Genomic DNA, 24,383 nt, shown 5'->3' with positions numbered 1-24,383 from the left:
TGTTGGTGAGGAAGCTCAGTGCTACAACTCCTTGATGAAGATGTGGCGGAACTCCACCCCGTCCTTGTGGTTTTGCAGGGTGATTGGTCCTTCGACTGGTATGTCCTTCACGCGTGCGCCTTGGATCACACCCTTGCCGTTGAGTGAGACATCCACGCGATCTCCACGCAGCGTGATGATGAAGCGATTCCACTCGCCCGGGCCTTTGTCGGCGCGGACGCTGGGCATGGTTTTCATTCGCTCTTCCTTGGTGGCCTGCGTGTCTTTGAACTTGGTGCCCACCTCGCCACTGCCGCAGGGCTGGCACCAGATGTTGATCTGAGCCGCACGTGTGCCGCGTAGAAACAAGCCGCTGTCGCCCCAGGTGAGGTTGTCTTTCATGATCACCTTGCCGGCGGCATCGGTATGGAACTGCCCGTCGTCCATGAGCCATTGGTGCGGTTTCACCACCGGTTTGCCAGTAAGCCGCCAGTCGATCATCAGGGTGAAGTCTTTGTATTCCTTCGAGGTGGAAAGGTTGTAGTCCTTGCCGGCCACGCGCGGTGGTTCGTCAGTGCGCAGGCGGATGGTGCCATTCGTGATCTCCCACACGCCATCGAGATGCGGGTCATGCTGCCAATTGGCCCAGGTACGTCCATCGAAGAGATCAATGAAATCTGCGGGTGGCAGCTCTCCTCCTAAGCGCTGGCCATCCTCGCCGGATGGCGGCGTCTTGCCGTCTGATATGCGAGCGGCGATCATGCTGGCCAAGGTACTGAAAGCCGAGGTTTTGATGAAATCACGTCGGGAGGCCTGCGAATGGATCAGTGTGTTCATGTGATGGCTCCAGAGGTTCAATTCATGCTGAGAGAACGCATGGCGGGAGGAATTCATACGGGCATGTGCTGCGCCGGTTCATCGCGCAGCAGACATGCCGTTCGCCCCCTTCGTGCGCCAAGGCCGCACAATCGGGTATCCAATGATCACGCAGGCTTCACCGAGAAATCGCTGTCGTCGAGGGAACGCAGGATGAGCTCACGGGGAACGCAGAAATCGTCCATTTCAAGGCAGCTCACAATGCCGTTGGCGATGTGCTCGGGTTTGAGAAAGAGCTGCTTCGGTGCCTGGCGCTGGGAGGCATCGTCCCAGAACGCCGTGTCCACGCCGCCGGGCAGGATGGCGGTGACGCGGATGCGATGGGCGGCGGCTTCTTCGGCGAGGCCCTGGGTGAAGCCGCGCACGCCCCACTTCGCGGCGCAGTAAACGGTCTCGCTGGGAATGCCGCGCAGGCTGGCGGTGGAGATCACGTTGATGATGTGGCCGCGCTTGTGCGGGATCATGGCTTTCAATGCGGCCTGAGAGCCGAGAATGGTGCCTTTGAGGTTTACCGCGAGCATGAGGTCGATCTCCTCTTCGGTGTAGTCAGGAATCCAGCGATGACGTGCGAGACCCGCGTTGTTCACCCAGACGTCAATGGGGCCGAGTCGTTCAGTGATTTGATTGACGGCCGACTGCACATCAGCGGCGCGTGAGACATCGCAACGGATCGACAGGGCGTGAGGATGGTCGAGCGCGACGTTTTCGAGATCGAGCAAAGCCACACGCGCACCGCGAGCGAGGAGGGCTTGAGCAGTGGCGAGACCGATGCCTTTGGCACCGCCGGTGACGGCGCAGACTTGGTTGGTGAGGTTCATGGTTCTTTGTTCTTGGTTCCTTGTTGTTCCAAGGGTTGGGTCATGGCCTGAATGGCGGATTCTTTGCCGTAAGCGGTGAGTGCATCGCCTGGCAGGATCATATCGTCCCGGGCAGGAATACCAGAGTGGGTGTGGCCGTCGCGCTTGATGGCGAGGATCACGACGCCTCGATCCCAGGGGCGTGACTCACGAAGAGTGCGGCCCGCGAGGTAGGTTCCCGGCGGCACCTCAATCTCAGAAACAACGTAGCCGTGCTGGATGCGCAGCAGCAGTTCGTAATCGAGCGCATGCACCATGCCGGTGCGCTCAAGGGTGCGCTGGATGATGTGGTCGAGCACTTTTTGAAACCAGGTGAGGCGGCTGATGAAAAGCATCACGATGAGCCCTCCGGTGAGCCAGCCGAGCATGAGCATGGTGTCTCCACCCGAACTGCTTTGCAGCAGGGTGACAATGAGCGTGGCGAGCGCGGAGGTGAGACCCACATTCCCGGCCAGAATGAGGTCGCGGATGATGCGACGGCGCACGGGGTGGTTCACGACGAGTTCCGTCTCTTTGGTGGTGAATCCGACCCCGAAAAAAGCGGAGTAGGCCTGAAAACTCGCCGTGTCCCAGCTGATGCCGGTCATCATCAGCGCGGTTGAACCCACCCGCACCACCAGCAGCGAGACGAGGGCAATGATAAACAGTGCGATGACAGGGGCGACCATGAAGGAAGACGACGAATGATTACCTCAGAATGACGCTGGATTAGAGGTGCTTCTCGCTGATGGATTTGTCGTGGTCGTAGATTTGCTCCTTCGTCTGATGGCCCTTCATGTCCCAGTAGCGGTTCAGACCGTGGCGCTGGCCGTGGTCAAAGTTGGTTTCAGCAGACTGCTGGCCATTCTCCCACCATTCTTTCATCACGCCGTGCATCTTGCCGTCGATGTAAGGGTATTCACCAGCCGTCTTGCCGTTCGAGTGTTTGTTACGGATGAGGCCGGTGTAGGGCTTGCCCTTGTAGGTCGCCTCTTTGCCATCGTTGAGCATTTCGACTTCTTTGTCAGCGAAGCTGACTTCTGCCGGCTGCTTTTCGACCGGGGCGGATTGTTTTTCTCCGCAGGAAGTCAGGCTGAGGGCGCAGAGCAGGAGGGGGAGGAGCTGTTTCATACACGCAGGTTGAAGATGGAGCGCGGGTTTTCAACTCGCAGCTCTGCTCACTTTGAGGCCAGCGCCTTTTTCCACTCCGCCGGGGCTCCGGGCAGTGTCTCTGCGAGGATGCGGCGGATGTGGCCGCGTTCGGTGGTGGTGAGGTAGTCGAAGTGGCCGGAGGTATCCTTGCCATCAAGGATGTTCCAGAGGCGGGTGAGGACGGTTTGCTTCAGCGGGGCGGTCAGGTGCTGGAAAGTGAGGGAATAGACCATGTAGCTGCAGCGGTGCTTGAACAGGCGATGCAGGAGCTGAAAATCCTTCAGGCTGCGGCCGTCACTGCTCTGCGGGGCGCGTTTGGTGAAGGCCGTCTGGAAGGCGGGATCTCCTTCGATGCCGCCTTCGGGCAGGGCGGCTTCGTCTTTGAAGAGCAGGGCTTCGACGACGTCCTCGGCGGCATGGTCAATGATGCGGCGGGCAGTGCCGGTGGGTTCGCTCATGACGGTTTCGCCCAGTTCGCGCTGAAGACTCGTCTGCATGTGCATGGCACGCAGGGCGGCGTGGTTCGCCTTGGTGAGGATGTTTTGCACGCTGGTCTGATGCTCCAGCACCATGAGGGCGACGATGTCGCTCTGCTTGCGCTTGTAGGGAGTGACGTCGAAAAACTTGGCGAGGTTGGTGATGTTGGCCCCTGCTTTGAAATCGATGTTGATGGTTTGATCATTCTTCTCTGTGGCGGTGACGTTGCCGCGGTGCAGGATGCTGCCATGCCTGCCGGTGACGTACCAGCCGCCCCAGCGGTCGGTGAATGGGGTTGTCGTATCGACGACGGTGCTGCCCTGGCTCATGATGGGATGGCCTTCTGGGCCGGGATACACGGAGCGAACAATGACGCCGGGCACCTCGGGGGTGAAGGGGCCGCCGTGGCAGCTCAGGCAGCTGTTGTCGCGCTGAAAATGCAGGGGTTTGGCGGGCACTTCATAAGGATCGAGCAGGTAAAAGATGGGGCCGAGCTTCGGATCAATGGTGGCAACCTCGATCGAGCCACCAAGACAGTAGCCGACATAGGCGTTGTCACCGAAATAGACCACGCGTGGTGTTTGGGGGCTTATGCGGTCGTTCTGCTTGCTGGTCTTGGAGAAGACCATGACCTGCGACTCCTGCGGTATGTTGAACTGCTTCATGACATCGCGCAAAACGGTCCAGGCATCGGTGCGGTCGATTTTAACTTTGCCTGCGGCCATCTGGCTTTCGAGCTGCTGAGCAGCGTCGTTGGGTGTGCTATCAGAATAGCGGATAGGAGCGTTTTCATATTCATCCTCGGCATGGATCGTGAGGAGTGACGAAGCCAAAATGGCCAGGCTCAACGGCAAGAATGTTGAGCGCATCGGAGACTTGGAGGCAGGGGATGTCATGGCGGATGAGTCGGTATTCGTCACTGCTGCGGCAGCAGCCTTGCTTTCATGTCTTTGCCTGCGGAACCGTTGACAAGATCGCGCAGCGTGTGGCGGTCGAGAGTTTCGTAAAAGGCGTTCACGGCCTGGGCAAGCGCACCCTTGAGACGGCAGGAACCGTTGATTGCGCAGGTGTTGTGCTGCTTGTCGAAACACTCGACGATGAAAGGTGTGTCCTCCGTGCGGCGAACGACCATGCCGATGCGGATGTCCTCCGGCGGCATGCCCAGAGCGATGCCGCCGCCTCTGCCACGGCGGGTTTCGAGGTAGCCGAGCTTGGCCAGGAAGTTCACCACCTTCACCAGATGGTGCCGCGAGATGTCGTAGGCTTCAGCGGCTTCGCTGAGGGAAAATGTTTCCCCCTTCAGCGCGGCAAACATGAGCACGCGCAGGGAGTAATCAGAGAAAAGGCTGAGTCGCATGCCTCGATTTACGAGTGCATGAGATTAAACTTGCATATGGCATGCATGTTTAAACAAACTGCAACAATAGAGACGCAGTGGAGAACAAAAGTGGTCTAATTCGATGACAAAAAAAACCCGGAGGTGTTCCCTCCGGGTTTTGAGATCCGATCTGCCAGAAATTACTTCTTCTTTGCGGGAGTGTGAGTTGCGCAGCAGGCGGCGGTGCTCTTCTTGGCGGCAGGCGTGCAGCAGGAGGAGCAGTTTTCTTTCTTCTTGGCGAAGACGCAATGGCCATTGGCGCAGCTGCTCAGCAGGAGGCCGGAGGAGATGAGGGCAAGAGTGAGAAGTGATTTCATAGTGTGTGGTGTGTATGTCTTGTGACTGGCAAAGGTCGGATGACCTCTGAGCAGCATTAAGAGGGCAAAACAAACAAGTTATTTCATGCAATCTCAAGAATAATTAAAAATTCGCTGAGATCTTGGGTCTGCTCCCAGGCATGAAAAAGCCCGGAAGGGGCGCTTCCGGGCTTCAAAAGGCGAATGAATCACCTCGCTGTAAATCAGCCTTCCTTGAGGGATTCCACTTTCTTGTGGGAGCTGACGGCGGTCACTTTCTTGCCGACGAGCTTGTCAGCGCCGGTGACGGCAGCGGTCAGGGTGAGCGTGACGTCTTTGCCGCCAGCGTCGATCACGATGGACTTGGAGTCAGCGTTAACGGACTTGAGCTTGCCGCTGGTGGTTTCGGTTTTGCCGCAGCCTGCGAAAGCGGACACGGAGAGGCCGAGGACGGCGAGGGTGGTGAGGATGGATTTCATGTTGAGTTGAGTTTGGTTAGCTTTCCGTCAGGAAGTGACCGAGCGGATTTGCACCTATTCAAAACGAAAGCCGCCCCCCCTGACAATCAAAAAATGTGGGGTTTTTGAAAAAAGCTCGTCACATGGCCCCGGGCTGTGCCACGCTGGCTGGATGAAGTTCCCGGCCCTCTTTTCCATATTCGCCTTTATGGCGTTTACAGCCCCCTGCCTGGCGCATCCGCTGCCAGATGTCGCGGTGCGTGCCCATTTTGAGCAAAACGGGGACTGGATGATGCAGGTAGAGATTGACCCTCGCAGCTTCCAGCCGGATCCCAATGTGGCCCCATACCTTACCAATGCCGACCTGGGCGTTACCCCGGCGGAGCAGCAGGAAAAACTCAAGGCCCAAGCCCGTGAGTATGTGAAGAAGGTGGTCGAGGTCGTTCTCGATCCCGTGGTGGAGGTGAAGCCTGATCTTGCCTGGGAGTTTACCGCAGCAGAAAATGCCCCGCTTAAACTGCCAGAAGACCCGGTCATGCTCACCGGCACCTGGCGCACCAAGCTTCCTGCAGGCAGCACGGGCTACTCGATCAAGGCCCTGCCGACGGGAACACTGAGCGTCCTGTATCACAACACCGCCCTGGGCAAGAAAGTGGAGCGCTACCAAATCCTCTTTCCTGGTGAAACGAGCTACGTGCTGGATTTGAAAACCTTCACGCCGCGCACCAAGGCACCGCCGCCCATCACGGCGGATTCCGTACAGGCCGCAAATGCGCTGGACGGCGCAGATCCCATGTGCGCGCTGTGCGGCACCGGTTCGGATGGAGGATACTTTCTGCCGGTGGTGATATCCGTGGCAGTCCTTGTTGGGCTCGTCGCCTGGCTGCGAAAGAAGCGAACTGCTTGATCCTCAGGGGCAAGTTCCGTTTGCGCCGCCATCGTGTCCGCGTAAATGCCGCGCGTGAAACAGGCATTTGTATTGGGCGCAGGCATTGGTGAGAGGCTTAAACCGTTGACGGAGCAGCTTCCGAAGCCGCTGGTACCGGTGTTTCACCGGCCGCTGATCACCTATGCATTTGATCACCTGATGGCGGCGGGCGTGTCACGTCTGGTGGTGAACACGCACCACATCCCCGAGGCTTATGCCGAGGCCTTTCCGGATCAAAGTTACAAGGGCACGCCGATCCAGTTCCGAAATGAGAGCCCGGTGCGCCTCGAAACCGCCGGCGGGATAGCCAATGTGCGTGATCTGCTCGGAAACGAGCCCTTTCTCGTCTACAACGGCGACATTCTCACTGACCTGCCATTGAAGCCGCTGCTCACTGAGCACCGTGAAAACGGCAATCTCGTCACCCTGGTGCTGCGCAGTCATGGGCCGTCGTTGCACATCGCTTTTGATCCCCGGCGTGGTCTCGTCACCGACATCCGCAACAAGCTTGGCACAGGTGACGAAGGGAAATACCTCTTCACCGGCATCTACGCCTGCGATCCGGCCATTCATGACTGGATCACTCCCGGCAAGGTCGAGTCCGTCATCCCCATCTTTCTCAACCTGATCCGCTCCGGAGCGAAACTTGGTGCCGTCGTGATTGATGAGGGCAGCTGGTGGGATCTGGGCAGCCGCACGGCCTATTTGTCAGCGCATTCAGCTTTGAACGGCATGTATGGCCCTGCCATCGATCCAGCGGCGCAAATCGAAGCCGGGGCCGTGCTGCGTGGCATCAATGTCATCGGTGCCGGAGCCGTGATCGAGGCCGGAACACAGTTGGAGGACAGCATCGTCTGGCCCGGGGGACGGGTTAAAGCAGGTGCTGATCTGAAGCGCTGCATCGTCCGCAGCGGCATCACGGCGGCGGGTAGGGCTGAAGACGTCGATTTTTAGGCGATAATTGCTTTGCGTTGGACATTCAGCGTCCGCATTCGTCATTCTACGTTTCCCCACCATGCTCCCCGAACACGAGGCTTTGCTCATTTTCACCCGCGAACAGTTCCCTGAACTGAACGGCACTCCGTGTGAAGTGGAGGTGATCCTCAAGGGGGCCTCTGACCGCCACTTCTACCGACTCAAATGGCAGGCTGAGCGGGAGCCGATGATCCTCATGGTTTACACCCTGGCGCGTCGTGATAATCCGAAGTTCGTCCCCGCCACCTATCGGCTGAGGAAAATCGGTGCGCATGTGCCGCAAGTGTATGCCTTCGATGAGCAGCGCCTTTGTGTCTGGCTGGAAGATCTGGGTCGCATCGACCTGCAGTCCTTCAACGACCATCCTTGGGAACGGCGTTTGCCCCTTTATCAGGCGACCCTGCGTGAGGCGGCCAAGTTTCATGGCGTCGGCGAAAACACCCTCACACCGGTGGATATCAACGAGCTGGAACCCGGCTTTGATGAGGCGCTTTACGAGTGGGAGCAGGGCTATTTCCTCGAGCACTTTGTGGGAGGCTATCTGGGGCGCGAGGTTGCCAATGCTGAGTACAACGCCGCTCATGAAACGCTCCGGCAGCTCCGCCGCCGCCTGGCCGGACTACCGCGCTGCCTGGTGCATCGGGATTTTCAAAGCCAGAACGTGCTCATTCGCGGTGAGGACGCGTGGCTGGTTGACTATCAAGGCCTGCGCCTCGGCCGCGCCGAATACGACCTCGCCTCGCTGCTTTATGATCCGTATGTGAGCCTCGCGAAAACGGAGCGCGCCTGCTTGCTGAGCTACTATGCCGAGTATCGCGGACTGCCGCTTCATGATGTGAGTGAAGTATTTTACCTCTGCGCCGCCCAGCGGCTCATGCAGGCGCTCGGGGCTTATGCCAATCTCAGCCGCAATCTCGGCAAACCGCACTACGAACATCACATCCCGGCTGCGGTGTCGAATCTGGCCGAAGTCTGCGCCGAAGGGCTGGGGCTGCACGAACTTCGCACGTTTTTTGCCGGCGGGCTGTGATCAAATTTGGCGCTATTCCCGGCCGGGCTGGATGACGCAGGCTGCCATGAGCGTGGAAATTAACGGGGCAGGAAGGAAAGCCAAATGCGAAATCGCATTGCTCTCACCTGCTGGATAGGCTCTAAATGGCACACCCCAACCTTCCGCATGTCCGAAACCGCCGCCACGCCGACCCCCGCGCCCAGCAAGCGTCGCGTTTTCGCATCCCGTTTGTTCAGCACCCTGCTGCTGTGGTCTCTCCTGACCCTGGCCTTTTTGCAGTGGCAAAACACCTGGCTGATCATCGCCATCACGGGTTTTTTTGGTGTGTCTGGCGCAGTCGAGTATTTCAGGCTGCTGCGCAATGATCCGCATGCGCGCTCCTTCAATGCGCTGGGCTTTGTCATCTGCATTGTTTACTGGGGAGTGGTTCTCTGGTACACGACTTCCCGTCACAAAGCGCCACCCATGGAGTTTGATCTCGCGGCGCTCACCGCCAGCGTGCACGGCTCCTTCATCCTCTGCTACCGCCATCAGCTCGAAGGCGCGTCTACGCTGCAGCGCATCTTTAACACCGTCTTCGGCACCGTTTACACCGTCATCTTCTTTGGCTTCATGGTGCGGCTCATGTACTTCCATGCGGATGGCAAGGGCATCACTGACATCTTTCTCGTGCTCTTCCTCATCATGGTCACCAAGTTCAGCGACATGGGGGCTTATGTGGTTGGCGTGCTGTTTGGGAAGCACAAAATGATCCCGCACATCAGCCCTGCGAAATCATGGGAGGGCTTTGTCGGCGCCTTCATCGGCTCTTTCGGCGCTGCTGCGGTGCTGCTGGCCACCATCCCCGAAAAAATTGCCCCCATCACCTGGGTGCATGGCATGATCCTCGCGCCTCTGCTTTGTGCCACTGCTGTCACGGGGGATCTGGCTGAATCCGTGCTCAAACGCTGCGTGGCCATCAAGGACAGCGGTCACGCGCTTCCCGGCATCGGCGGCATCCTGGATCTGACGGACAGCCTGCTCTTCACCGCGCCGGTGTTTTATTTTTACTTGTCCGCCATCGCACGATAAGCCAAAGCAAGCATTCGTGATGCGCAAAGTTCTCCTCCTCGGCTCCACCGGATCCATCGGCACCAGTGCCCTCAAAGTCGCGCGCGACATCCCCGAGCGCATGCAGATTGTCGGCTTGGCAGCAAATTGCAGTGTCGAGGCGCTTGTGGAGCAGGTCCGCGAGACCGGCGTAAAGCAGGTCGCCCTCACCGAGGCCGCCGCTGCGGAGAAGGCACGTGCACTGCTGCCCGCAGATGTCGTGGTCCACACCGGCACGCAGGGGCTTGTCGATCTCGTGAACGAATCCGATGCCGACATGGTGCTTGTTGCCATCGTCGGCACCGCCGGCCTTGCACCGGCGCTCGCCGCCATTGAGCGCGGCATGCACCTGGCCGTGGCCAGCAAGGAAATCCTCGTCATGGCCGGAGAAGCCGTCACCGAAGCCGCCAAACGCAAAGGTGTGAACATCCTGCCCGTGGACAGCGAGCACAACGCCATCTTCCAGTGTCTCGAAGGCCACCGGCACAGCAGCGTCCAGCGCATCCTTCTCACCGCCAGCGGCGGCCCCTTTCGCCAGTTGCCTGCTGATCAACTGCCTAGTGTCACCGTCGCCCAGGCGCTGAAGCATCCCACCTGGACTATGGGGCGCAAGATCACCATCGATAGCGCCACCCTTTTCAACAAGGGCCTGGAAATGATCGAGGCGAAGTGGCTCTTCGATGTGCCGATGGACAAGATCGAGGTCGTCGTGCACCCGCAGAGCATCGTCCACAGCATGGTCGAATTTGCTGATAACAGCGTCATCGCCCAGCTCAGCCACAGCGACATGTGCTTTCCGATCCAATACGCGGTGACCTGGCCTGACCGCGTGACGAACAATCTCAAGCCGCTCGATTTTGCCAAGGTAGGAGCCCTGCATTTCGAAGCGCCGCGCGTGGATGATTTCCCCGCGATCAACCTCGCCCGTCAGGCGGGGACGGTCGGCGGCACCCTGCCTGCCGTCCTGAATGCGGCCAACGAAGTCGCCGTCGAAGCATTTCTTAACGGTAAGATTTCATTCCCCGGCATCTGGCAGACAGTTGAGCGCGTTATGACGGCGCATCAGACGGTTGAGCATCCAGATCTTGAGGCGCTCATCGAGGCGGATGCGTGGGCGCGGCGAAAAGCGGCTGAATTGATCTGATTCGAGGCCAGGTCGGAGTTTCCAAAAACTCTCCAAAAATATCCTCGCCCCTGCGGGGGGCGTGCTACTCTCACGGCGAACCCACTGTTCGCCATGAAAACCTCTTTCAGCCTCGCGCTGCTGCCAGCCATGACGCTGGCGTTTGTTGCTGCTTCTGCCATCTCTCACGCGGCTCCGCCTAAAGGCCGTCCTGACACAAAAGCGCCGCCACCGCAGGAACTGCATGCGGACATCACCATCAATCCGGAGGAACTGGCACCGGATTCCACCATCGAAGTCGTATTTCCGACTGCGATGGTGGCGAAGGAGCAAATCGGCAAAATTGCGGCCACTTCACCCCTGGTCATCCTGCCAGAGCTGACCGGCACGTTTGAGTGGACGAGCACCCGCAGCGGTCAGTTCCACCTGACTCAGGCACCGAAGTTTGCCGCCAGCTACGAGTTCAAACTTCGCGCCGGTTTGACGGACCTCGCGGGCAAACCAATCGCCGCCGAAAAGCTCGATTCCGTGGAAAGCGCCCGCTTTCGCATCATCGACCAGCATCCGCGCTGGTTCGACGATGATGCGCAGAATCGCGCCCCGCGCTTTCTCTTTGAGTTCAACGACAGCGTGATGCCTGCGGAGGTCGTCAAGCACATCAAGTTTGTCTCTGAATCATCGCCGCAGCCGGTCGCTGCCAAAATCCGCCATGCCACGGGCAAGGATTTCACTCGCATGGGCACCGAGCCGCAGGCGACCTGGGCGGAGCAGATCTCCAAGGTGAAGCCTTCCGTGGGGGATGATGCCGCCCGCCTCAGTGCCATCATCATTGAGCCTGAAACACAGCTCTCCATTGGCAAATGGCGCCTCACCATCGCTGAAACCCTCAGCAATACTTCCGGCGTCAATCAGATCGCCACGGGTGACGACATCCAGCTCGGTGAGATCAAACCGTTCGAGGTGCGCGAAGTCGAAGCGCACACGCCGTTCGACAGCGACTACTACATTGATGTCGATTTCAACAAGCGTCTGCTGCCGCCGACCAACGATGAAATGACCAAGGAGATGGTCGAAGCTTTTGCGCAAAAGCTTGCCCCGTTTGTCACCATTCGCCGCACATCACTCGGTCAGAAGCTGGCGTCGGTGGTAAACAAAGATGAGGGGCCAGTGACGGGACTCAAGGTCGAAATTCAAGGCCGCACGCTGCGCTTCACCGGGCCTTTCGAAGTGAACAAGAAGTACACCGTTACAGTCGATATGGCGATGACTTCGGGGGACAATCTGCCGCTGCAGGCGAATTATAAAAACGAGGTCACCTTCATTCCCAATCCTCCCTACTTGGCCGCGCCAACCTTCATCAATGCGCAGCTGGCCAAGGGTGATGCGAATTATGAATTCAGTGCCGCAAACGTGAAGCAGGTGCGGGTGCGGGCGAAACGGCTCAACGGTCCCGAACTGCTCAAAGCTCTCGATCAATATCGCGCCTATCGCACTGCCTACTACGGCAACGACAAACAAAAGGCGGCTTATAAGACTCAGTCCATCGATGCCTACCCCGGTACGCAGGTGTTTGACCGTAGCTTTCCAGTGAATAAGCCGCTGGATCACAGCGAGATTCTGAAGCTGAACTGGCGCGAAGTGCTCGGCGATTTCCCTGCTGCGCCGCTTTTCATTGAACTTGAAGGTACAGCTGCAGATGGGATCGCGCAGAAAGGTGTTGTCACCCAAACGCTCGTGCAGTTCACCGATCTGGGCATCATGCAAAAAAGCAATGGTCGCGAATCGATGATCTTCGTGACTTCCCTGGAAACAGGCAAGCCAGTGCCTGGTGTGCGTCTCACCCTTGTCGACACCGATTTAAAACTCATCGGTTACGGTGACACCGACGCCAGCGGCATCGCCACCGCTCCGGGGGCCACACCTGCATTCGTGCTTGCTGAAAAGAACGGAGATAGCGCCGTTATTGAGTGCAACGACAGCAGCATCTCCATTCCCTACGACATCTCGCAGGCCTATGAAAACGTCTGGCAGCCGCAGCGGCGAACCTTTGTTTTTTCTGATCGCCCGCTCTACAAGCCCGGTGACACTGCGCATTTCAAGGCGCACACTCGGCTGCTGATTGGTGATGATTTGAGCCTTGATCAGGAACCTGCGCAGGGACGTCTTGTCATTCGCGATCCGCGTTACCGCGTCGTGGTCGACAAGCCTGTCACGTTCACCGCCGGCGGTGCCTGGGCGGATGATCTTGTTCTTCCGACCGGCCCTGCGGGCTGGTATGATCTTTCGATCAATCTCAAAGCGGTCAATCCGAACAGTCAGAGCAATGACGGTGGCGGCATGACCTTCCGCATTGACGACTACAAGCCGAACACCTTTGAGGTGAAGCTGGACACGAAAGGCATCAAATATCAGCCCGACCGCATTCACGTGCCGCTCAGTGCGAATTACTACATGGGCAAGGCTCTCTCCGTGGCCAAGGTGCAGTGGAGCGCGAACTCGCAGCGTGACTACGAAGCGCCAGAGTCCTACCGCCAGTATCATTTTGGCGAAGCGCCTTTGTGGGCACACTATGCCCAGGATCGTGATGCCGATGGCGACTACGCCGGTCATGAAAATGACGATGTGGAGAACGAGTGGTTCGTTAATGGCAATCTCTTCCTGGCCGAAGACGGCACCGCCACGCTCGAAATGCCGCAGCCGCCGCCAGACCGTGCTGCACTGCCACAGCGCGTGCGGGTGAATGCTGAAGTCACCGACATCAACGAGCAGACCATCAGCTCCAGCGCTGAGTTTGAAGTGCCCGGCGCGAACTTTCTCCTGGGCCTCAAAGGTCCTGATTATTTCGGCAGTGCTGGCAAGGCGCTGCAGCTTGAAGTCGTCGCGATTGATTCCAAAGGCGCTCCTGCCGCAGGCACTGTGCACGTGGATCTCAAAGTCGAGCGCCAGGAATACCACACGCTCAAAATCGCCACTGCTGGCGGCGGATCGACGACCAAGGACCAGGTTATTCTGCGTGAGGAGTTGAAGCAGAGCTTCGATTTGAAAGCCGCTACAGCAGGTTCCGCTCCCTCGGTCACTGTTCCCTTCACTCCCGCCAGCGGCGGTGTGTATTTCGTCACTGCGGAGGCTGTGGATGCCAAAGGCACGAAGGTTCTCTCCCGCATGCCTTTCTATGCCGTCGGAGGCAAAGAGTTCCCATGGGCGATGGAGGATGGCAATCGCATGAACCTTCAGCCGGAGAAAACCACGCTTAAGCCTGGGGAGGATGCGGTCATCGTGGTCAAGACACCCATCGCTGGCACTGCCCTCGTCACCGTGGAGCGCAACAAGCTGCACCGCCAGTTTGTGACCGAACTCACACTCGAAAATCCGATCATCCGCGTGCCTCTTGGTGAAGACGAGTTCCCGAATGTCTTCGTCTCCGTCATCGTCATCCGTGGTTCAGCCGCCAGCACCAAGCAGCACAAGATGCCTGAGTATCGTGTCGGATACTGCGCTCTGACGGTTGAGTCGGATGCGAAAGAATTGAAGCTCGCGGTGAAGCCGGATCATGATGAAGTGCGTCCTGCAGAAGAGGTGAAAATCACCACGACGATCACCGATGCCAAAGGTGCGGCTGTCTCAGGGGCTGATGTGACGCTCTACGCCGTCGATGAAGGCGTGCTCAGCCTCATGAAGCATGAGACGCCTGATCCTTCCGCGTTCTTTCATGCCGAACTCCCGCTCGCCATCGACAGCTTTACCTCCTTTGACAATCTGCTATCTGAAGAGTCTGCTGCACGAGACAGGGGCAACAAGGGGTTCGTCGTCGGCGATGCCAACAAGGGTGGTGATGGCGAGATGGGGCCGATCAGCGTACGCAAAAACTTCATCGCCACGCCGCTGTGGCTCGCATCTGGCACCACGGATGTGCAGGGCAGGCTGACCGCCAGTGTCACCGCGCCGGACAATCTCACGCGTTATCGCATCATGGCTGTCGCCGCGCAGGGGGTGGATCGTTTTGGCAGCGGCGAATCCGCGTTCAAGATCAACAAGCCGCTCATGATTGAGCCCGCCGTGCCGCGCTTCGCCCGCCTGGGCGATGAATTCCTCGTCAAAGCCGTTGTTCACAACACCACGCCAAATGTCGGCGCGGTGGAGGTCACGCTAGAACTCGACGCCACGGCGAACTTCATTCAGGAGAAACGTGATTTTGTCCCTGCTTCACTGAAGGCAGATGCCGGTGGCAGCGCCAAGCAGCAGAAGATCATCCTGCAAATCAAAGCCGGTGAGACCGCCGCCACCGCCTTTCCGGTGCAATTCGTGCAGCTTGGCACTGCTAAATGGAAATGGACCGCACGCGGCGTGAACTGGCCTGTTGCCGCCAGCGACGGCACGGAATCGACTTTTGAGGTGAATCATCCTGTGCCTGAGCTGCGCTACGTGAGCTACACGCGACTTAAAGCTGATGAACCGAACGAGAACCTCATCAAGGACGTGAACCCCGCGCTGCTCGAAGGCGAAGGCTCGCTTTCACTTGGCATCAGCAACAGCCGCCTCTTTGAGGCCCGTGATGCTCTCGATTACCTGCTGCACTATCCGTATGGCTGCGTTGAACAGACGACCTCGGCTACGATGCCCTGGCTCGCCCTCGGCAAATACGAGCCGCTGTTCCCCGATCAACTCGGTGGCGGCAAGGCCAAGCAGGTGGTGCAGGCAGGTGTGGACAAACTCCTGCAAATGACCACGGATGAAGGCGGTTTGGCCTACTGGCCCGGCGGCACCGAGTCCAGCTTCTGGGGCAGTGCTTACGGCGGCATGCTGCTGCTGCGCGCGCGCGATCAAGGCGCCGATGTGCCTGCGGATGCGATCAACAAGCTCGTCGAATTCCTCTCAAAGAAGCTGCGCGGTCTTGATGAGGAAAAAGACCTCTACAACATCACCGATTCCGCTCTGGCGCTCTACACTCTCGCGAAGGCAGGGAAACCCGAACCTGCCTATCAGAACCTGCTTTTTGGTCGGCGCGAACATCTGCCTGAAATCGCCAGGCTCTATCTCGCTCTCTCCATGTGCCTGACCAATGCCCCTGAGCAGCAGATCAAGGACACGCTCGGCTGGAAACCTGTCGAGCATCCCGCTCCCGCGAAGGCTGACAGCAAGGCCAAGGTCGCCAAGGCCAAGTCGAAAACAGTGACCAAATCCAAATCAGAAACCAAGGCCAAGGCGGCACCAGCACCAAGACCTGTCGTTTGGAGCCACTGGGCTGGCAACGGTGCGAACAAGGCGCTGCGTTTGATCTGTTACACGCATCTCGGCCTCACTGAAGACGCGGAGAACCTTGCCGTCTCGATTCTGCAATCGCGCAATGGTCGCGGTGAGTGGGGCAACACCTTCACCAATGCCTGGACGCTGACCGCCCTTGCCGCCTACGAACGCAGCTTGAAGAAAGTCGGCGAACCGCTCACTGCGACGGGGCATTGGGATACCCAGGCCATCCCGCTGAATCTTGCCGCAGGGTTCTCCAGCACTCGTGTGAATTTTGCGCTCAATCAGGCGCTCAGCGCAAAGCCGCTCAGTGTCGAACTTCCCGCAGGTCGCGAGATCTACGGTCGCATCGAGGCCCGCAGCTTCCCGCCGCAGCGCGATTTCGCGGGTGAAAACAAGGGCTACGCCATCGAGCGCAGCTACGAAGAACTGAACATGGACGGCTCCACCTCCGGAACCGATGACCTCCGCGTCGGAGACATGGTGGTCGTCACGCTCAAGATCGAGATTGGCGGTGGTGATCGCTACCTCGCCATCGACGATGCTTTGCCTGCCGTCTTCGAAGCCATCAATCCTGAGTTCGGCACCCAGAGTGAACGCGAAGGCGACCAACTGCCCGACGGCACCCAGGCCTGGTTCTGCGACCACCGCGAAATCCGCACCGACCGCGCCCTGTTCTTCACCGACTTCGCACCTGCGAAAGGCAAGTTCAGCCTGCAATACCTCGCCCGCGTCATCGCCGAAGGTGACACGACCGCCCCGCCCGCCCGCATTGAGGCTATGTATCAGCCCGATAAATACGGCCTCAGTCCGACTCAGCGCATTCGCACTCTGCCTTCGGGAAATACGAAAGTCGCAGAAGTGAAATGAGACAGATGAATTCGTCCGTCGTAATCGTTTTCAATGCCAGTATCTGCCGCTGAATCTATTTCCCAAATCCGCGCTTCCTTCCCGGAGCAGGGCTTCTTTGCGGAGAAGGAATGGGTGCTTTCTCCAGAAGCGTTCGCGTTGGATGCGGCAACGGTGACGTTGATCCGCAATCTAGGGCCGGCACTGCGCGCATTTCAGCGGGTGTGCAATCGGTTGTACTTCGATGAGAGATATCCATGGGTGGCAAAGCTGCTGGATCAGGGCAAGCCGCAGCGGGTCACCGAGTTGGGGCGGAATCCTCGCTGGCATGAAGAACTGCCCCGCGTTCTTCGGCCGGACTTGGTGCTGACGGAAACCGGGGTGACCATCTCGGAGCTGGATTCGCTTCCCGGCGGCATTGGTTTAACGGCTTGGCTGAATGAGACCTACGCAGCGTTGGATCAAGACGTGATCGGTGGAGCCACTGGAATGATTGAGGCATTTGCCGCTGCGTTTCCGAGCGAGGACATCCTCATCTCGCGTGAATCGGGCGATTATCTTCCGGAAATGAGCTGGTTGGCGGAGCGCCTGGGACGTCGCGTGTTGCGGCCGTGGGAGGTGCAGCCTTATGAGCTCAATGGCGCTGCAATTTACCGCTTTTTCGAGCTGTTTGATCTCGCGAACGTGGAAAATTCTGATGTGATGCTGCGCATGGCGGAGCGTGGTGAGCTTAGGTTTACGCCGCCGATCAAAGCCTTCCTCGAAGAGAAGCTGTGGCTGGCGTTGTTTTGGTCGCCCGCACTGGTGGATTATTGGAGCTCGGCACTCAGCGCTGAGCATCTGACGCTCTTGCAGCAATGCATCCCGATGGGCTGGGTGGTCGATCCGGTGCCACTGCCGCCTTTTGCGGTGTGGCCGAAGCTCGACATTCAGAGCTGGCATGAGATGAAAGCTTTCGGGGGCAAGCAGCGGCAGCTCGTGCTGAAGATCAGCGGTTTTTCCGAGCGCGGCTGGGGATCGCGCGGGGTGTTCATCGGGCACGATTTGTCACAAGAGCAGTGGGGCACGGCGATTGATGAGGCTTTAGCTAGCTTCCCGACGAATCCTTTCGTGTTGCAGGAGTTTCATCGCGCCAGGGTGGTGACGCATCCGGCCTGGGATGAAGACAAGCAGGCAACGCGGGCGATGCAGAGCCGGGTGCGGTTGTGCCCTTATTATTTTGCTACGTCTGAGGAAGACAATGACCCTGCGCTCGGCGGGGTGCTGGCCACGGTCTGTCCGGCGGACAAAAAAATCCTCCACGGCATGCGGGATGCGATGATGCTGCCTTGCGTTGCGAGGTGATTTCCGCTCCATTGGCGGCACCATGAAGCTTATTCCCGCCCTTCTGTTTGTCTCATCGTCGCTTTTTGCCGCCGAACCGATCGTTGTGAAACTTTGGCCGGGAGGTGCGCCAGAACTGCCCGGGGTGAAGATCGAGGCTGAGAAGGAAGTGCCGAAAAAATCGGCAGATGATGTGCAGCGCATCACGAACGTGACCGATCCCATGATCACGGTTTTCAAACCAGAGAAACCAAACGGCACGGCGGTGATGGTGTGCCCTGGCGGCGGCTACGGCATCCTCGCGTATGAGCATGAAGGCTCGCAGGTGTGTGAATTTCTCAAACAGCATGGTGTCACCGGCATTCTGCTCAAATACCGTGTGCCGAAGCGTGATCCGAAGGACCCAGGCCGCGAGGCTTTGCAGGATGCACAGCGCGCGATGGGCATCATTCGTCATCACGCAGCGGAGTGGGGTCTCAAGCCTGATCGCATCGGCATTCTCGGCTTTTCAGCCGGCGGACATCTGACAGTGATGACGGCGCTGCATGCGAATGCGCGGACTTACACGACTGATCCTGCGCTCGATGTCGAGGACGCGACACCGAATTTTGCCATCCCTGTTTACCCAGCCTACCTCGTCAGCAAGGAGGACATCACGCATCTGCTGCCGGGTTTTGAAGTCACTGCCAAATCGCCGCCGATGTGCTTCGTTCATGCCAATGACGATCCGTGGCCGGCCAGCGCGAGCGCATTGCTCTATCTAGAATACAAAAAGCTCAACATCCCCTGCGAGCTGCACATTTACGCCAAAGGAGGCCACGGTTTCGGCATGCGCAAAAGCGGTGGTCCAGTAAACGACTGGCCAAACCGTGTGGCGGAATGGATGAAGTCGATGGGATACATTCCGTGATCCCCTCATCTGTGTGGTGGCTTGTACTCCGAACCGGACTATGGTGACGCTGTGCCTGCATGAAGACACGCAATGCCCGAACCAAAGCCCCGCCGGCTACAGCGAGTGAGCTGCTAGCTCCAGATTCCCACCGCATCGTGGTGGAGGATCTGACGGAGATTATTTGCCGCTTTCTTCCGGATGGCACCCTCACCTATGTGAACGAAGTTTACTGTCGCTTCTTTGGCAGGACACGTGAGCAGCTGATCGGCCAGCGATGGCAGCCTGGCGCAGTGACCGAGGACGTGCAGCTGATCGAGGAGAGGCTGCGGCTGCTTTCGCCGAAGACTCCGGTCGTTGTCATTGAGAACCGGGTTTATGACGGCAAAGGGCGGTTGAGGTGGATGGAGTTCGTCAATCGTGCCTTCTTCGATGATCAGGGGCTGCTGAAGGAGATGCAGTCGGTCGGACGGGACATCACGGAGCGTGTGCTGGCGGAACAGCGCCTGCAGGAGGGAGAGCAACGCTGGAAGTTTGCCCTCGAGAGTTCAGGTTTTGGAGTGTGGGACTGGGATCTAACACGTAACACAATCTTCCGATCCAGCCAGTTCAAGGTGATGCTCGGCTATCGTGGAGATGAGCCAACCCCAGACGCAGCAATCGGCTGGCAGGGAATGGTGCATCCCGAAGATCTGCCGGGAACCGAACTGGCAGTAAATGATCATTTGATGCGGCGAACCGACGGTTTTGACCGGGAGTTTCGCATGCGTTGCAAGGATGGTTCGTGGAAATGGGTGATGGGTCGTGGCAAGGTCATTCGCCGAAATGATCAGCAGCGAGCCTTGCGCATGACAGGAACGCTGGAAGACATCTCCCGCCGCAAGGCAGCCGAGGAGCGGGAGGAGCATAATTTGCAGCTGATCGTGGAGGGGGCTCCGTGCGCCGCCGTACTGGAGGCCATCGTGCGCAGCGTTGAGGCTGGGCATCCCGGCATGCGCTGCAGCGTGATGCTGGCTGATGAAACTGGCACGAGGCTGCGTTTGCACGCTGCCCCCAGTCTGCCCGAGTATGTGAAAAAGGCACTGGATGGAGCACCTATTGCTGCTGACACCGGCATCTGCGGTGTGGCCACCTTCAGTGGCAAACGGGTGATATGTGCGGATATACTGGCCGATCCCTGTCTGGAGCCATTTCACAAACTCGCGGAGAAGGCCAGGTTGCTTGCCTGCTGGTCTGAGCCAGTGGTGAGTGGCGCAGGGCAGGTGCTGGGGGCCTTCGCCTGCTATCGCCGTGAGATTCACACGCCGGACCAGAAGGAAATTCAAGCGATCACAGCCGCTGCACGCCTGGCCGCACTGACCATTGAACGTGAAGAACGCAAGCTGGCGCTGCTGGTCAGCGAGGAGCGCTATGCACGTGCCATGCGTGCCACGACAGACGGTTTGTGGGAGTGGAACATTGTGACAGGTGAAACCTACCTCTCACCGCGCTGGAAGCAGATGCTTGGATTTGAGGAGGCTGATCATCTTGGCAAGGACCAGGAGTCGTTCATGTCCCGGTTGCACCCGGAGGACTGGCCGCGAGTGCAAGCGGCACGAAAGGCGCACTTTGAAAAGCGTGTGCCTTATCAGGTGGAACTTCGATTGTGCAACAAGAACGGCGAATACCGCTGGTTTCTCACCCGGGGAGAAGCCGACTGGAATGAGCGAGGAGAGGCGGTGCGCATGACTGGCACCATTTCAGACATCTCAGACCGCAAGTGGGCTGAGCAGGCGCTGCTGGCCAGCGAGCAGCGTTTCCGTGCCGTGTTTGAGCAGGCCGCAGTAGGCGTTGCTGAAATGGACACCACCACGGGACGTTTTCTCAGCGTGAACCAGCGCATTTGTGAGATCAATCAGCGCTCGCGCGATGAGATGCTGAAACTGACTTTCAGTGATGTGACCCTGCCGGAGGATTTGCCGAAATCCTTGCAGCGCATGGAGGAATTGAAGGCGGGAAAGATTCGCAGCTACAACCTCGAAAAACGCAACTTGCTGCCAGACGGCACCCTGAAGTGGGTGAATCTGACCGTTGCACCGATGTGGCTTCCCGGTGAGCCGCCCTTGCGTCATGTCGCCGTGGTGGAAGACATCACAGAGCGCAAACGTGTGGAGCTCGACTACCGTCGCGAACTGGCCTACAACCAGGCGTTGGTGAGCCATACATCCGCATTCATCGTCGTGCTGGATCTGGACGGGCGCTTCGTGCATGCCAATGCGTCGTTCAGCGAAACCATGGGGTACAGCAACAAGCACGTGATCGGCAAAACCCCCTGGGAAATCGGTCTCATGGATGAGGCGGAGACGGTGAGCTCGAAGGAGCGTTTTGCCCGTCTCCTGCGTGGGGAAAAAAATCCGCCCACGGATTCTCGCCTGCGGACGAAGAGCGGGGAGTGGCGCATTGTCGAACTGCGCAGCATTGCCACCTGCAAACCGGATGGCACGCTGGACCGCATCGTGGTCACGGGAACAGACATGACGGAACGCAATCGTCTGCAGCAGGAGGTGCTGCGTGTGGTGGAGCAGGAACAGGCGCGTGTGGGGCACGATCTGCACGATGGCGTGGGCCAGACCATGACCGGCATTGTCTCACTGCTGGAAGCATTGGAGGCAGACCTGGATGGCGAGCCCCGGCAGCAGGCTCAGCGCATTCATGAACTCCTGCGCCAGTCCGTTTCCGAAGTTCGTCGCATGTCACACGGTCTCTCGCCCACCAGTGTGAAGTACCGCGGTCTCGTGGGTGCGCTGCAATTGCTGGCCGAAACTGTGCGCACCAACTTCCGCACGCCATGCTTGTGCGACGTGGACGCGGGTATCGCGATTCAAAACAACGATATTGAAGCTCATCTGTTCCGCATTGCACAGGAGGCGGTCAACAATGCCCTGCGCCATGGCAAGCCCTCGGAAGTAAAACTGTCCCTGCAGCACGTTAGCCAGACCGAGTGTGAGCTGCGAATCGAAGACGACGGGGCCGGATTGAAAAAGACCAAAGGCGGTCAGCACAACGGCATCGGCGTGCGGGTGATGGATTACCGCGCCAACCTCATCGGAGCGCGGCTGACGATCAAGGCCAAGCCCCGGCGTGGAGTCGTCGTGACCTGCCGCTTTCCATACGAGCCAGGCAGGAAGAAGCGGTGATGCTTATTCTTCAGTCATCAGCAGGACGAAACCGGTAACGAAAACAGGCACGCAGTTTCAACCTCGCGTGCCTGTTTCTTGATGAGCGGGAATACTGGCTGGATCAATGCTTCAGCAGCCACTCAGTCGAGCGCGGATTAAAATCACCCAGCTGTTCCCAGTGGAAAGCATGGCCGGCGTTGTCATAGAGGTGCAGTTCGGCGCCAGGGATGGCGGCGGCGACTTCCTTGCCCATCCACTGAGGGGTGAAGGTGTCGTCCTTGCCGCCGATCACGAGAGTGGGGCACTTCACGTTTTTGAGTTCGTTGAGGGTGTTGTGCGTCATAGCGGCTGCGCTCTGCGCCTCGGTGGCGTGCAGGGGCTGTGGCGCAGGATTGGTGGCGGCGTCTTTGAGGCCCTGCTGCATGTTGTTCCAGCAGTCGTCGTTGTCGAACCACGGCTTGGTGAAGATGAGCATCTGAATCCACTGCATGAAGTCTTCAGGACGCATGGTCGCCTTGGCCTTCATGAGGTGCTGCCAGGTGTAGAGGCCGAAGCGATCCTGCCGGGCCCAGGTGCACATGAGGATCATGCTCTTCACCTTTTCGGGATGACGCAGGGCGAGCTGCTGGGCAATGACTGAGCCGAGCGAGCAGCCTACGACACGGGCCTGCTTGATGCCGAGCTTGTCCATGAGTCCGGCGTAGTCGTCGGCCATCATGGCGGTGGTGTAGGGGCCGGCGGGCTTGTCGGTTTCGCCCACGCCGCGGTTGTCACCGAGGATGCAGCGGAAGTGCTTTTCCCATGCCTGGGCATGCGCGTCCCACACGCCTCCGGGAGCGGTGACTCCCATGATGCAGACGAGCGGTTCGCCGCTGCCGCGTTCTTGATAAAACATCTTGATTCCGTTGGTTTCGACGTGGGGCATAAGAGTGAATTTGTCGGTTGGATGGTTGGCTGTTCGCAGGTCAGGCCGCGAACGGCAAACTGTGAACAGAGATCGGTGAAAGCAACAAGCAAAAATCACCTGCCGCCGCACGAACTTCGCGCATAGTGGGCGCACGCCATGCCTGACGCTCCAACCGAAACACAGCAACCCTCCGTGCCGCCCTGGGAAACGAAAGTTCCGATCACGCGACGCAGCCTGTCACGCAAGCTGGCATTCTGGTCTGTGGCCGGCGCATTGGTGCTGGCTATGTTCTACGCCTTGCAGCCGCGGGCGGTGGAAGTTGAGACTGGAGTGGTTCATCAGGGGCCGTTGACGGTGTATGTGTCCGAGGAAGGCAAGACACGCATTCGCAACCGCCACATCGTCGCCGCACCGGTGGCGGGCAGCATGCAGCGCGTGACTTTAAAGGCTGGAGACGCGGTGAAGGCAGGAGAAACAGTGCTCACCCGCATCGAGCCGACGCTTTCACCATTGCTGGATGCGCGTGCGCGATCCCAGGCACAGGCACGTGTTGATGCGGCGACTGCCACCCGCAGCAGGGCCAACGAAGACATTGAGATGTCACGCACCGGTCTGAAATACGCCCAGGCGAACTGGGACCGCATCAAGAACAACACGGACAAGGGGACCGTCAGCGACACGGACCGCGATACGTTCGAGCGTGAGGCAGAAATGAAATCGCGAGAAGTTCGTTCGGCGGAGTTTGCCCTTCAGGTGGCCGATTTTGAACTCGTGCAGGCCAAGGCGGCTTTGCAGCAGATCGACAAACCGAGCGCAGGCGGTGCATTTATCGAAGTGCGTGCTCCGGTCAGCGGCGTTGTGCTGCGTGTGCAGCAGGAGAGCGCGACGATCGTGGCACCGGGAGCACCCATTTTGGAAATCGGTGACCCCACGGATTTGGAAATCGAGGCGGAAATCCTCTCACGCGATGCGGTGACGATCAAACCTGGGGCGCTCGTCACGGTGGAGCAGTGGGGGGGCGATGAGCCGGCAAAAGCCCGCGTGCGTCGTGTGGAACCAGCAGCTTTCACCAAGGTGTCCGCGCTGGGTGTGGAAGAGCAGCGCGTGCTGGTACTGAGTGATTTTACGGAGCAGACGCCCGCATTAAAAGCACTGGGAGACCGCTACCGCGTGGAAGTGCGTGTGGCTGTATGGCACAGCGATGACACCCTGCTGGTGCCGGCGGGGGCGTTGTTCCGCGAAGGCAGCGAGTGGAAGACCTTTGTTTTTGATGGCGGCAGCGCCAAGGCTGTGGTGGTCAAGGCTGGACGCACTGACGGTAAACTCACCCAGGTGCTGGCAGGCCTCAAGAAAGGGGATGAAGTGCTGATGCACCCGCCGGATACCGTGCGGGATGGAACAAGCGTGGTGAAGCGCGCTGAGGTAAAATAAAAA

At 58.8% G+C, this 24,383-nt stretch carries 19 protein-coding genes; 10 read left to right on the top strand and 9 right to left on the bottom strand.

Features of this window, described 5'->3' with window-relative positions; translation table 11 throughout:
* Window positions 1-21: 21 nt before the first annotated feature.
* The 8 genes from AC24GY_RS13625 to AC24GY_RS13590 all read right to left on the bottom strand — a co-directional run bounded on the left by AC24GY_RS13625 (window position 22) and on the right by AC24GY_RS13590 (window position 5,473).
* Entirely contained in the window at window positions 22-816 is a 795-nt protein-coding gene (locus AC24GY_RS13625; RefSeq protein ID WP_487683789.1) for a 3-keto-disaccharide hydrolase, read from the bottom strand.
* 146 nt (window positions 817-962) lie between these two features.
* On the bottom strand, window positions 963-1,673 hold the full coding sequence (locus AC24GY_RS13620) for an SDR family oxidoreductase (protein ID WP_487683786.1): 711 nt from the start codon (window positions 1,671-1,673) through the stop codon (window positions 963-965).
* Window positions 1,670-2,380: a TrkA C-terminal domain-containing protein gene (locus tag AC24GY_RS13615; RefSeq protein WP_487683783.1), complete on the bottom strand. Its 711-nt coding sequence runs from the start codon at window positions 2,378-2,380 to the stop codon at window positions 1,670-1,672. The genes AC24GY_RS13620 and AC24GY_RS13615 overlap by 4 nt, the downstream gene beginning before the upstream one ends.
* A gap of 40 nt (window positions 2,381-2,420) precedes the next feature.
* On the bottom strand, window positions 2,421-2,822 hold the full coding sequence (locus AC24GY_RS13610; protein WP_487683781.1) for a toxin-antitoxin system YwqK family antitoxin: 402 nt from the start codon (window positions 2,820-2,822) through the stop codon (window positions 2,421-2,423).
* Between the two features lie 47 nt (window positions 2,823-2,869).
* A complete protein-coding gene (locus tag AC24GY_RS13605) occupies window positions 2,870-4,216 on the bottom strand; it encodes a hypothetical protein (protein WP_487683778.1) in 1,347 nt (448 codons plus the stop codon).
* A 20-nt stretch (window positions 4,217-4,236) separates the two neighbouring features.
* Window positions 4,237-4,677: an Rrf2 family transcriptional regulator gene (locus AC24GY_RS13600; protein ID WP_397385209.1), complete on the bottom strand. Its 441-nt coding sequence runs from the start codon at window positions 4,675-4,677 to the stop codon at window positions 4,237-4,239.
* 161 nt (window positions 4,678-4,838) lie between these two features.
* Window positions 4,839-5,015, bottom strand: a complete 177-nt coding sequence (locus AC24GY_RS13595) for a hypothetical protein (RefSeq protein ID WP_397385210.1) — start codon at window positions 5,013-5,015, stop codon at window positions 4,839-4,841.
* A 203-nt stretch (window positions 5,016-5,218) separates the two neighbouring features.
* Entirely contained in the window at window positions 5,219-5,473 is a 255-nt protein-coding gene (locus AC24GY_RS13590; RefSeq protein ID WP_395730981.1) for a hypothetical protein, read from the bottom strand.
* A 187-nt stretch (window positions 5,474-5,660) separates the two neighbouring features.
* Between AC24GY_RS13590 and AC24GY_RS13585 the strand changes: the two genes are divergently transcribed.
* The 9 genes from AC24GY_RS13585 to AC24GY_RS13545 all read left to right on the top strand — a co-directional run bounded on the left by AC24GY_RS13585 (window position 5,661) and on the right by AC24GY_RS13545 (window position 22,060).
* A complete protein-coding gene (locus AC24GY_RS13585) occupies window positions 5,661-6,359 on the top strand; it encodes a hypothetical protein (protein WP_487683775.1) in 699 nt (232 codons plus the stop codon).
* 54 nt (window positions 6,360-6,413) lie between these two features.
* Complete coding sequence (locus AC24GY_RS13580) at window positions 6,414-7,334, top strand: nucleotidyltransferase family protein (protein ID WP_487683772.1); 921 nt, start codon at window positions 6,414-6,416, stop codon at window positions 7,332-7,334.
* A gap of 61 nt (window positions 7,335-7,395) precedes the next feature.
* Window positions 7,396-8,385: an aminoglycoside phosphotransferase family protein gene (locus AC24GY_RS13575; protein WP_487683768.1), complete on the top strand. Its 990-nt coding sequence runs from the start codon at window positions 7,396-7,398 to the stop codon at window positions 8,383-8,385.
* Between the two features lie 147 nt (window positions 8,386-8,532).
* Window positions 8,533-9,438, top strand: a complete 906-nt coding sequence (locus tag AC24GY_RS13570) for a phosphatidate cytidylyltransferase (RefSeq protein ID WP_487683765.1) — start codon at window positions 8,533-8,535, stop codon at window positions 9,436-9,438.
* A 19-nt stretch (window positions 9,439-9,457) separates the two neighbouring features.
* Window positions 9,458-10,600 carry a 1-deoxy-D-xylulose-5-phosphate reductoisomerase gene (locus AC24GY_RS13565; RefSeq protein WP_487683762.1) on the top strand — a complete coding sequence of 381 codons (1,143 nt, stop codon included), beginning with the start codon at window positions 9,458-9,460 and terminating at the stop codon, window positions 10,598-10,600.
* A gap of 93 nt (window positions 10,601-10,693) precedes the next feature.
* Window positions 10,694-16,693, top strand: coding sequence for an alpha-2-macroglobulin family protein (locus tag AC24GY_RS13560; RefSeq protein WP_487683759.1), 6,000 nt, complete (start codon window positions 10,694-10,696; stop codon window positions 16,691-16,693).
* Window positions 16,694-16,726: 33 nt separating this feature from the next.
* Entirely contained in the window at window positions 16,727-18,016 is a 1,290-nt protein-coding gene (locus AC24GY_RS13555; protein WP_487683756.1) for a hypothetical protein, read from the top strand.
* A 22-nt stretch (window positions 18,017-18,038) separates the two neighbouring features.
* Window positions 18,039-18,905 (top strand): alpha/beta hydrolase, encoded by an 867-nt coding sequence (locus AC24GY_RS13550; RefSeq protein WP_487683753.1) that lies wholly within the window; start codon window positions 18,039-18,041, stop codon window positions 18,903-18,905.
* A 59-nt stretch (window positions 18,906-18,964) separates the two neighbouring features.
* On the top strand, window positions 18,965-22,060 hold the full coding sequence (locus AC24GY_RS13545; protein ID WP_487683750.1) for a PAS domain S-box protein: 3,096 nt from the start codon (window positions 18,965-18,967) through the stop codon (window positions 22,058-22,060).
* Window positions 22,061-22,163: 103 nt separating this feature from the next.
* On the opposite strand, the gene AC24GY_RS13540 is transcribed toward AC24GY_RS13545, so the two are convergent.
* The gene (locus AC24GY_RS13540; protein ID WP_422316702.1) at window positions 22,164-22,967 is read right to left on the bottom strand and encodes an alpha/beta fold hydrolase; all 804 of its coding nucleotides are present in this window, start codon (window positions 22,965-22,967) and stop codon (window positions 22,164-22,166) included.
* 138 nt (window positions 22,968-23,105) lie between these two features.
* On the opposite strand from AC24GY_RS13540, the gene AC24GY_RS13535 reads away from it, so the two are divergent.
* The gene (locus AC24GY_RS13535; protein WP_487683747.1) at window positions 23,106-24,380 is read left to right on the top strand and encodes an efflux RND transporter periplasmic adaptor subunit; all 1,275 of its coding nucleotides are present in this window, start codon (window positions 23,106-23,108) and stop codon (window positions 24,378-24,380) included.
* The last annotated feature ends 3 nt before the right edge of the window (window positions 24,381-24,383 follow it).

This window comes from Prosthecobacter sp. Pr1, from assembly GCF_057652315.1.
Note: the sequence above shows the minus strand (reverse complement) of the source record. Positions and strands in the feature narration are given on the sequence as shown.

Excerpts from the sequence above, each read along its gene's own strand:
- AC24GY_RS13605 (WP_487683778.1), bottom strand. The coding sequence starts at position 4,216 with ATGACATCCCCTGCCTCCAAGTCTCCGATGCGCTCAACATTCTTGCCG.
- AC24GY_RS13615 (WP_487683783.1), bottom strand. The coding sequence starts at position 2,380 with ATGGTCGCCCCTGTCATCGCACTGTTTATCATTGCCCTCGTCTCGCTG.
- AC24GY_RS13620 (WP_487683786.1), bottom strand. The coding sequence starts at position 1,673 with ATGAACCTCACCAACCAAGTCTGCGCCGTCACCGGCGGTGCCAAAGGC.
- AC24GY_RS13625 (WP_487683789.1), bottom strand. The coding sequence starts at position 816 with ATGAACACACTGATCCATTCGCAGGCCTCCCGACGTGATTTCATCAAA.
- AC24GY_RS13600 (WP_397385209.1), bottom strand. The coding sequence starts at position 4,677 with ATGCGACTCAGCCTTTTCTCTGATTACTCCCTGCGCGTGCTCATGTTT.
- AC24GY_RS13560 (WP_487683759.1), top strand. The coding sequence starts at position 10,694 with ATGAAAACCTCTTTCAGCCTCGCGCTGCTGCCAGCCATGACGCTGGCG.
- AC24GY_RS13550 (WP_487683753.1), top strand. The coding sequence starts at position 18,039 with ATGAAGCTTATTCCCGCCCTTCTGTTTGTCTCATCGTCGCTTTTTGCC.
- AC24GY_RS13555 (WP_487683756.1), top strand. The coding sequence starts at position 16,727 with ATGCCAGTATCTGCCGCTGAATCTATTTCCCAAATCCGCGCTTCCTTC.
- AC24GY_RS13595 (WP_397385210.1), bottom strand. The coding sequence starts at position 5,015 with ATGAAATCACTTCTCACTCTTGCCCTCATCTCCTCCGGCCTCCTGCTG.
- AC24GY_RS13590 (WP_395730981.1), bottom strand. The coding sequence starts at position 5,473 with ATGAAATCCATCCTCACCACCCTCGCCGTCCTCGGCCTCTCCGTGTCC.
- AC24GY_RS13585 (WP_487683775.1), top strand. The coding sequence starts at position 5,661 with ATGGCGTTTACAGCCCCCTGCCTGGCGCATCCGCTGCCAGATGTCGCG.
- AC24GY_RS13535 (WP_487683747.1), top strand. The coding sequence starts at position 23,106 with ATGCCTGACGCTCCAACCGAAACACAGCAACCCTCCGTGCCGCCCTGG.
- AC24GY_RS13570 (WP_487683765.1), top strand. The coding sequence starts at position 8,533 with ATGTCCGAAACCGCCGCCACGCCGACCCCCGCGCCCAGCAAGCGTCGC.
- AC24GY_RS13575 (WP_487683768.1), top strand. The coding sequence starts at position 7,396 with ATGCTCCCCGAACACGAGGCTTTGCTCATTTTCACCCGCGAACAGTTC.
- AC24GY_RS13540 (WP_422316702.1), bottom strand. The coding sequence starts at position 22,967 with ATGCCCCACGTCGAAACCAACGGAATCAAGATGTTTTATCAAGAACGC.
- AC24GY_RS13545 (WP_487683750.1), top strand. The coding sequence starts at position 18,965 with ATGAAGACACGCAATGCCCGAACCAAAGCCCCGCCGGCTACAGCGAGT.
- AC24GY_RS13610 (WP_487683781.1), bottom strand. The coding sequence starts at position 2,822 with ATGAAACAGCTCCTCCCCCTCCTGCTCTGCGCCCTCAGCCTGACTTCC.
- AC24GY_RS13565 (WP_487683762.1), top strand. The coding sequence starts at position 9,458 with ATGCGCAAAGTTCTCCTCCTCGGCTCCACCGGATCCATCGGCACCAGT.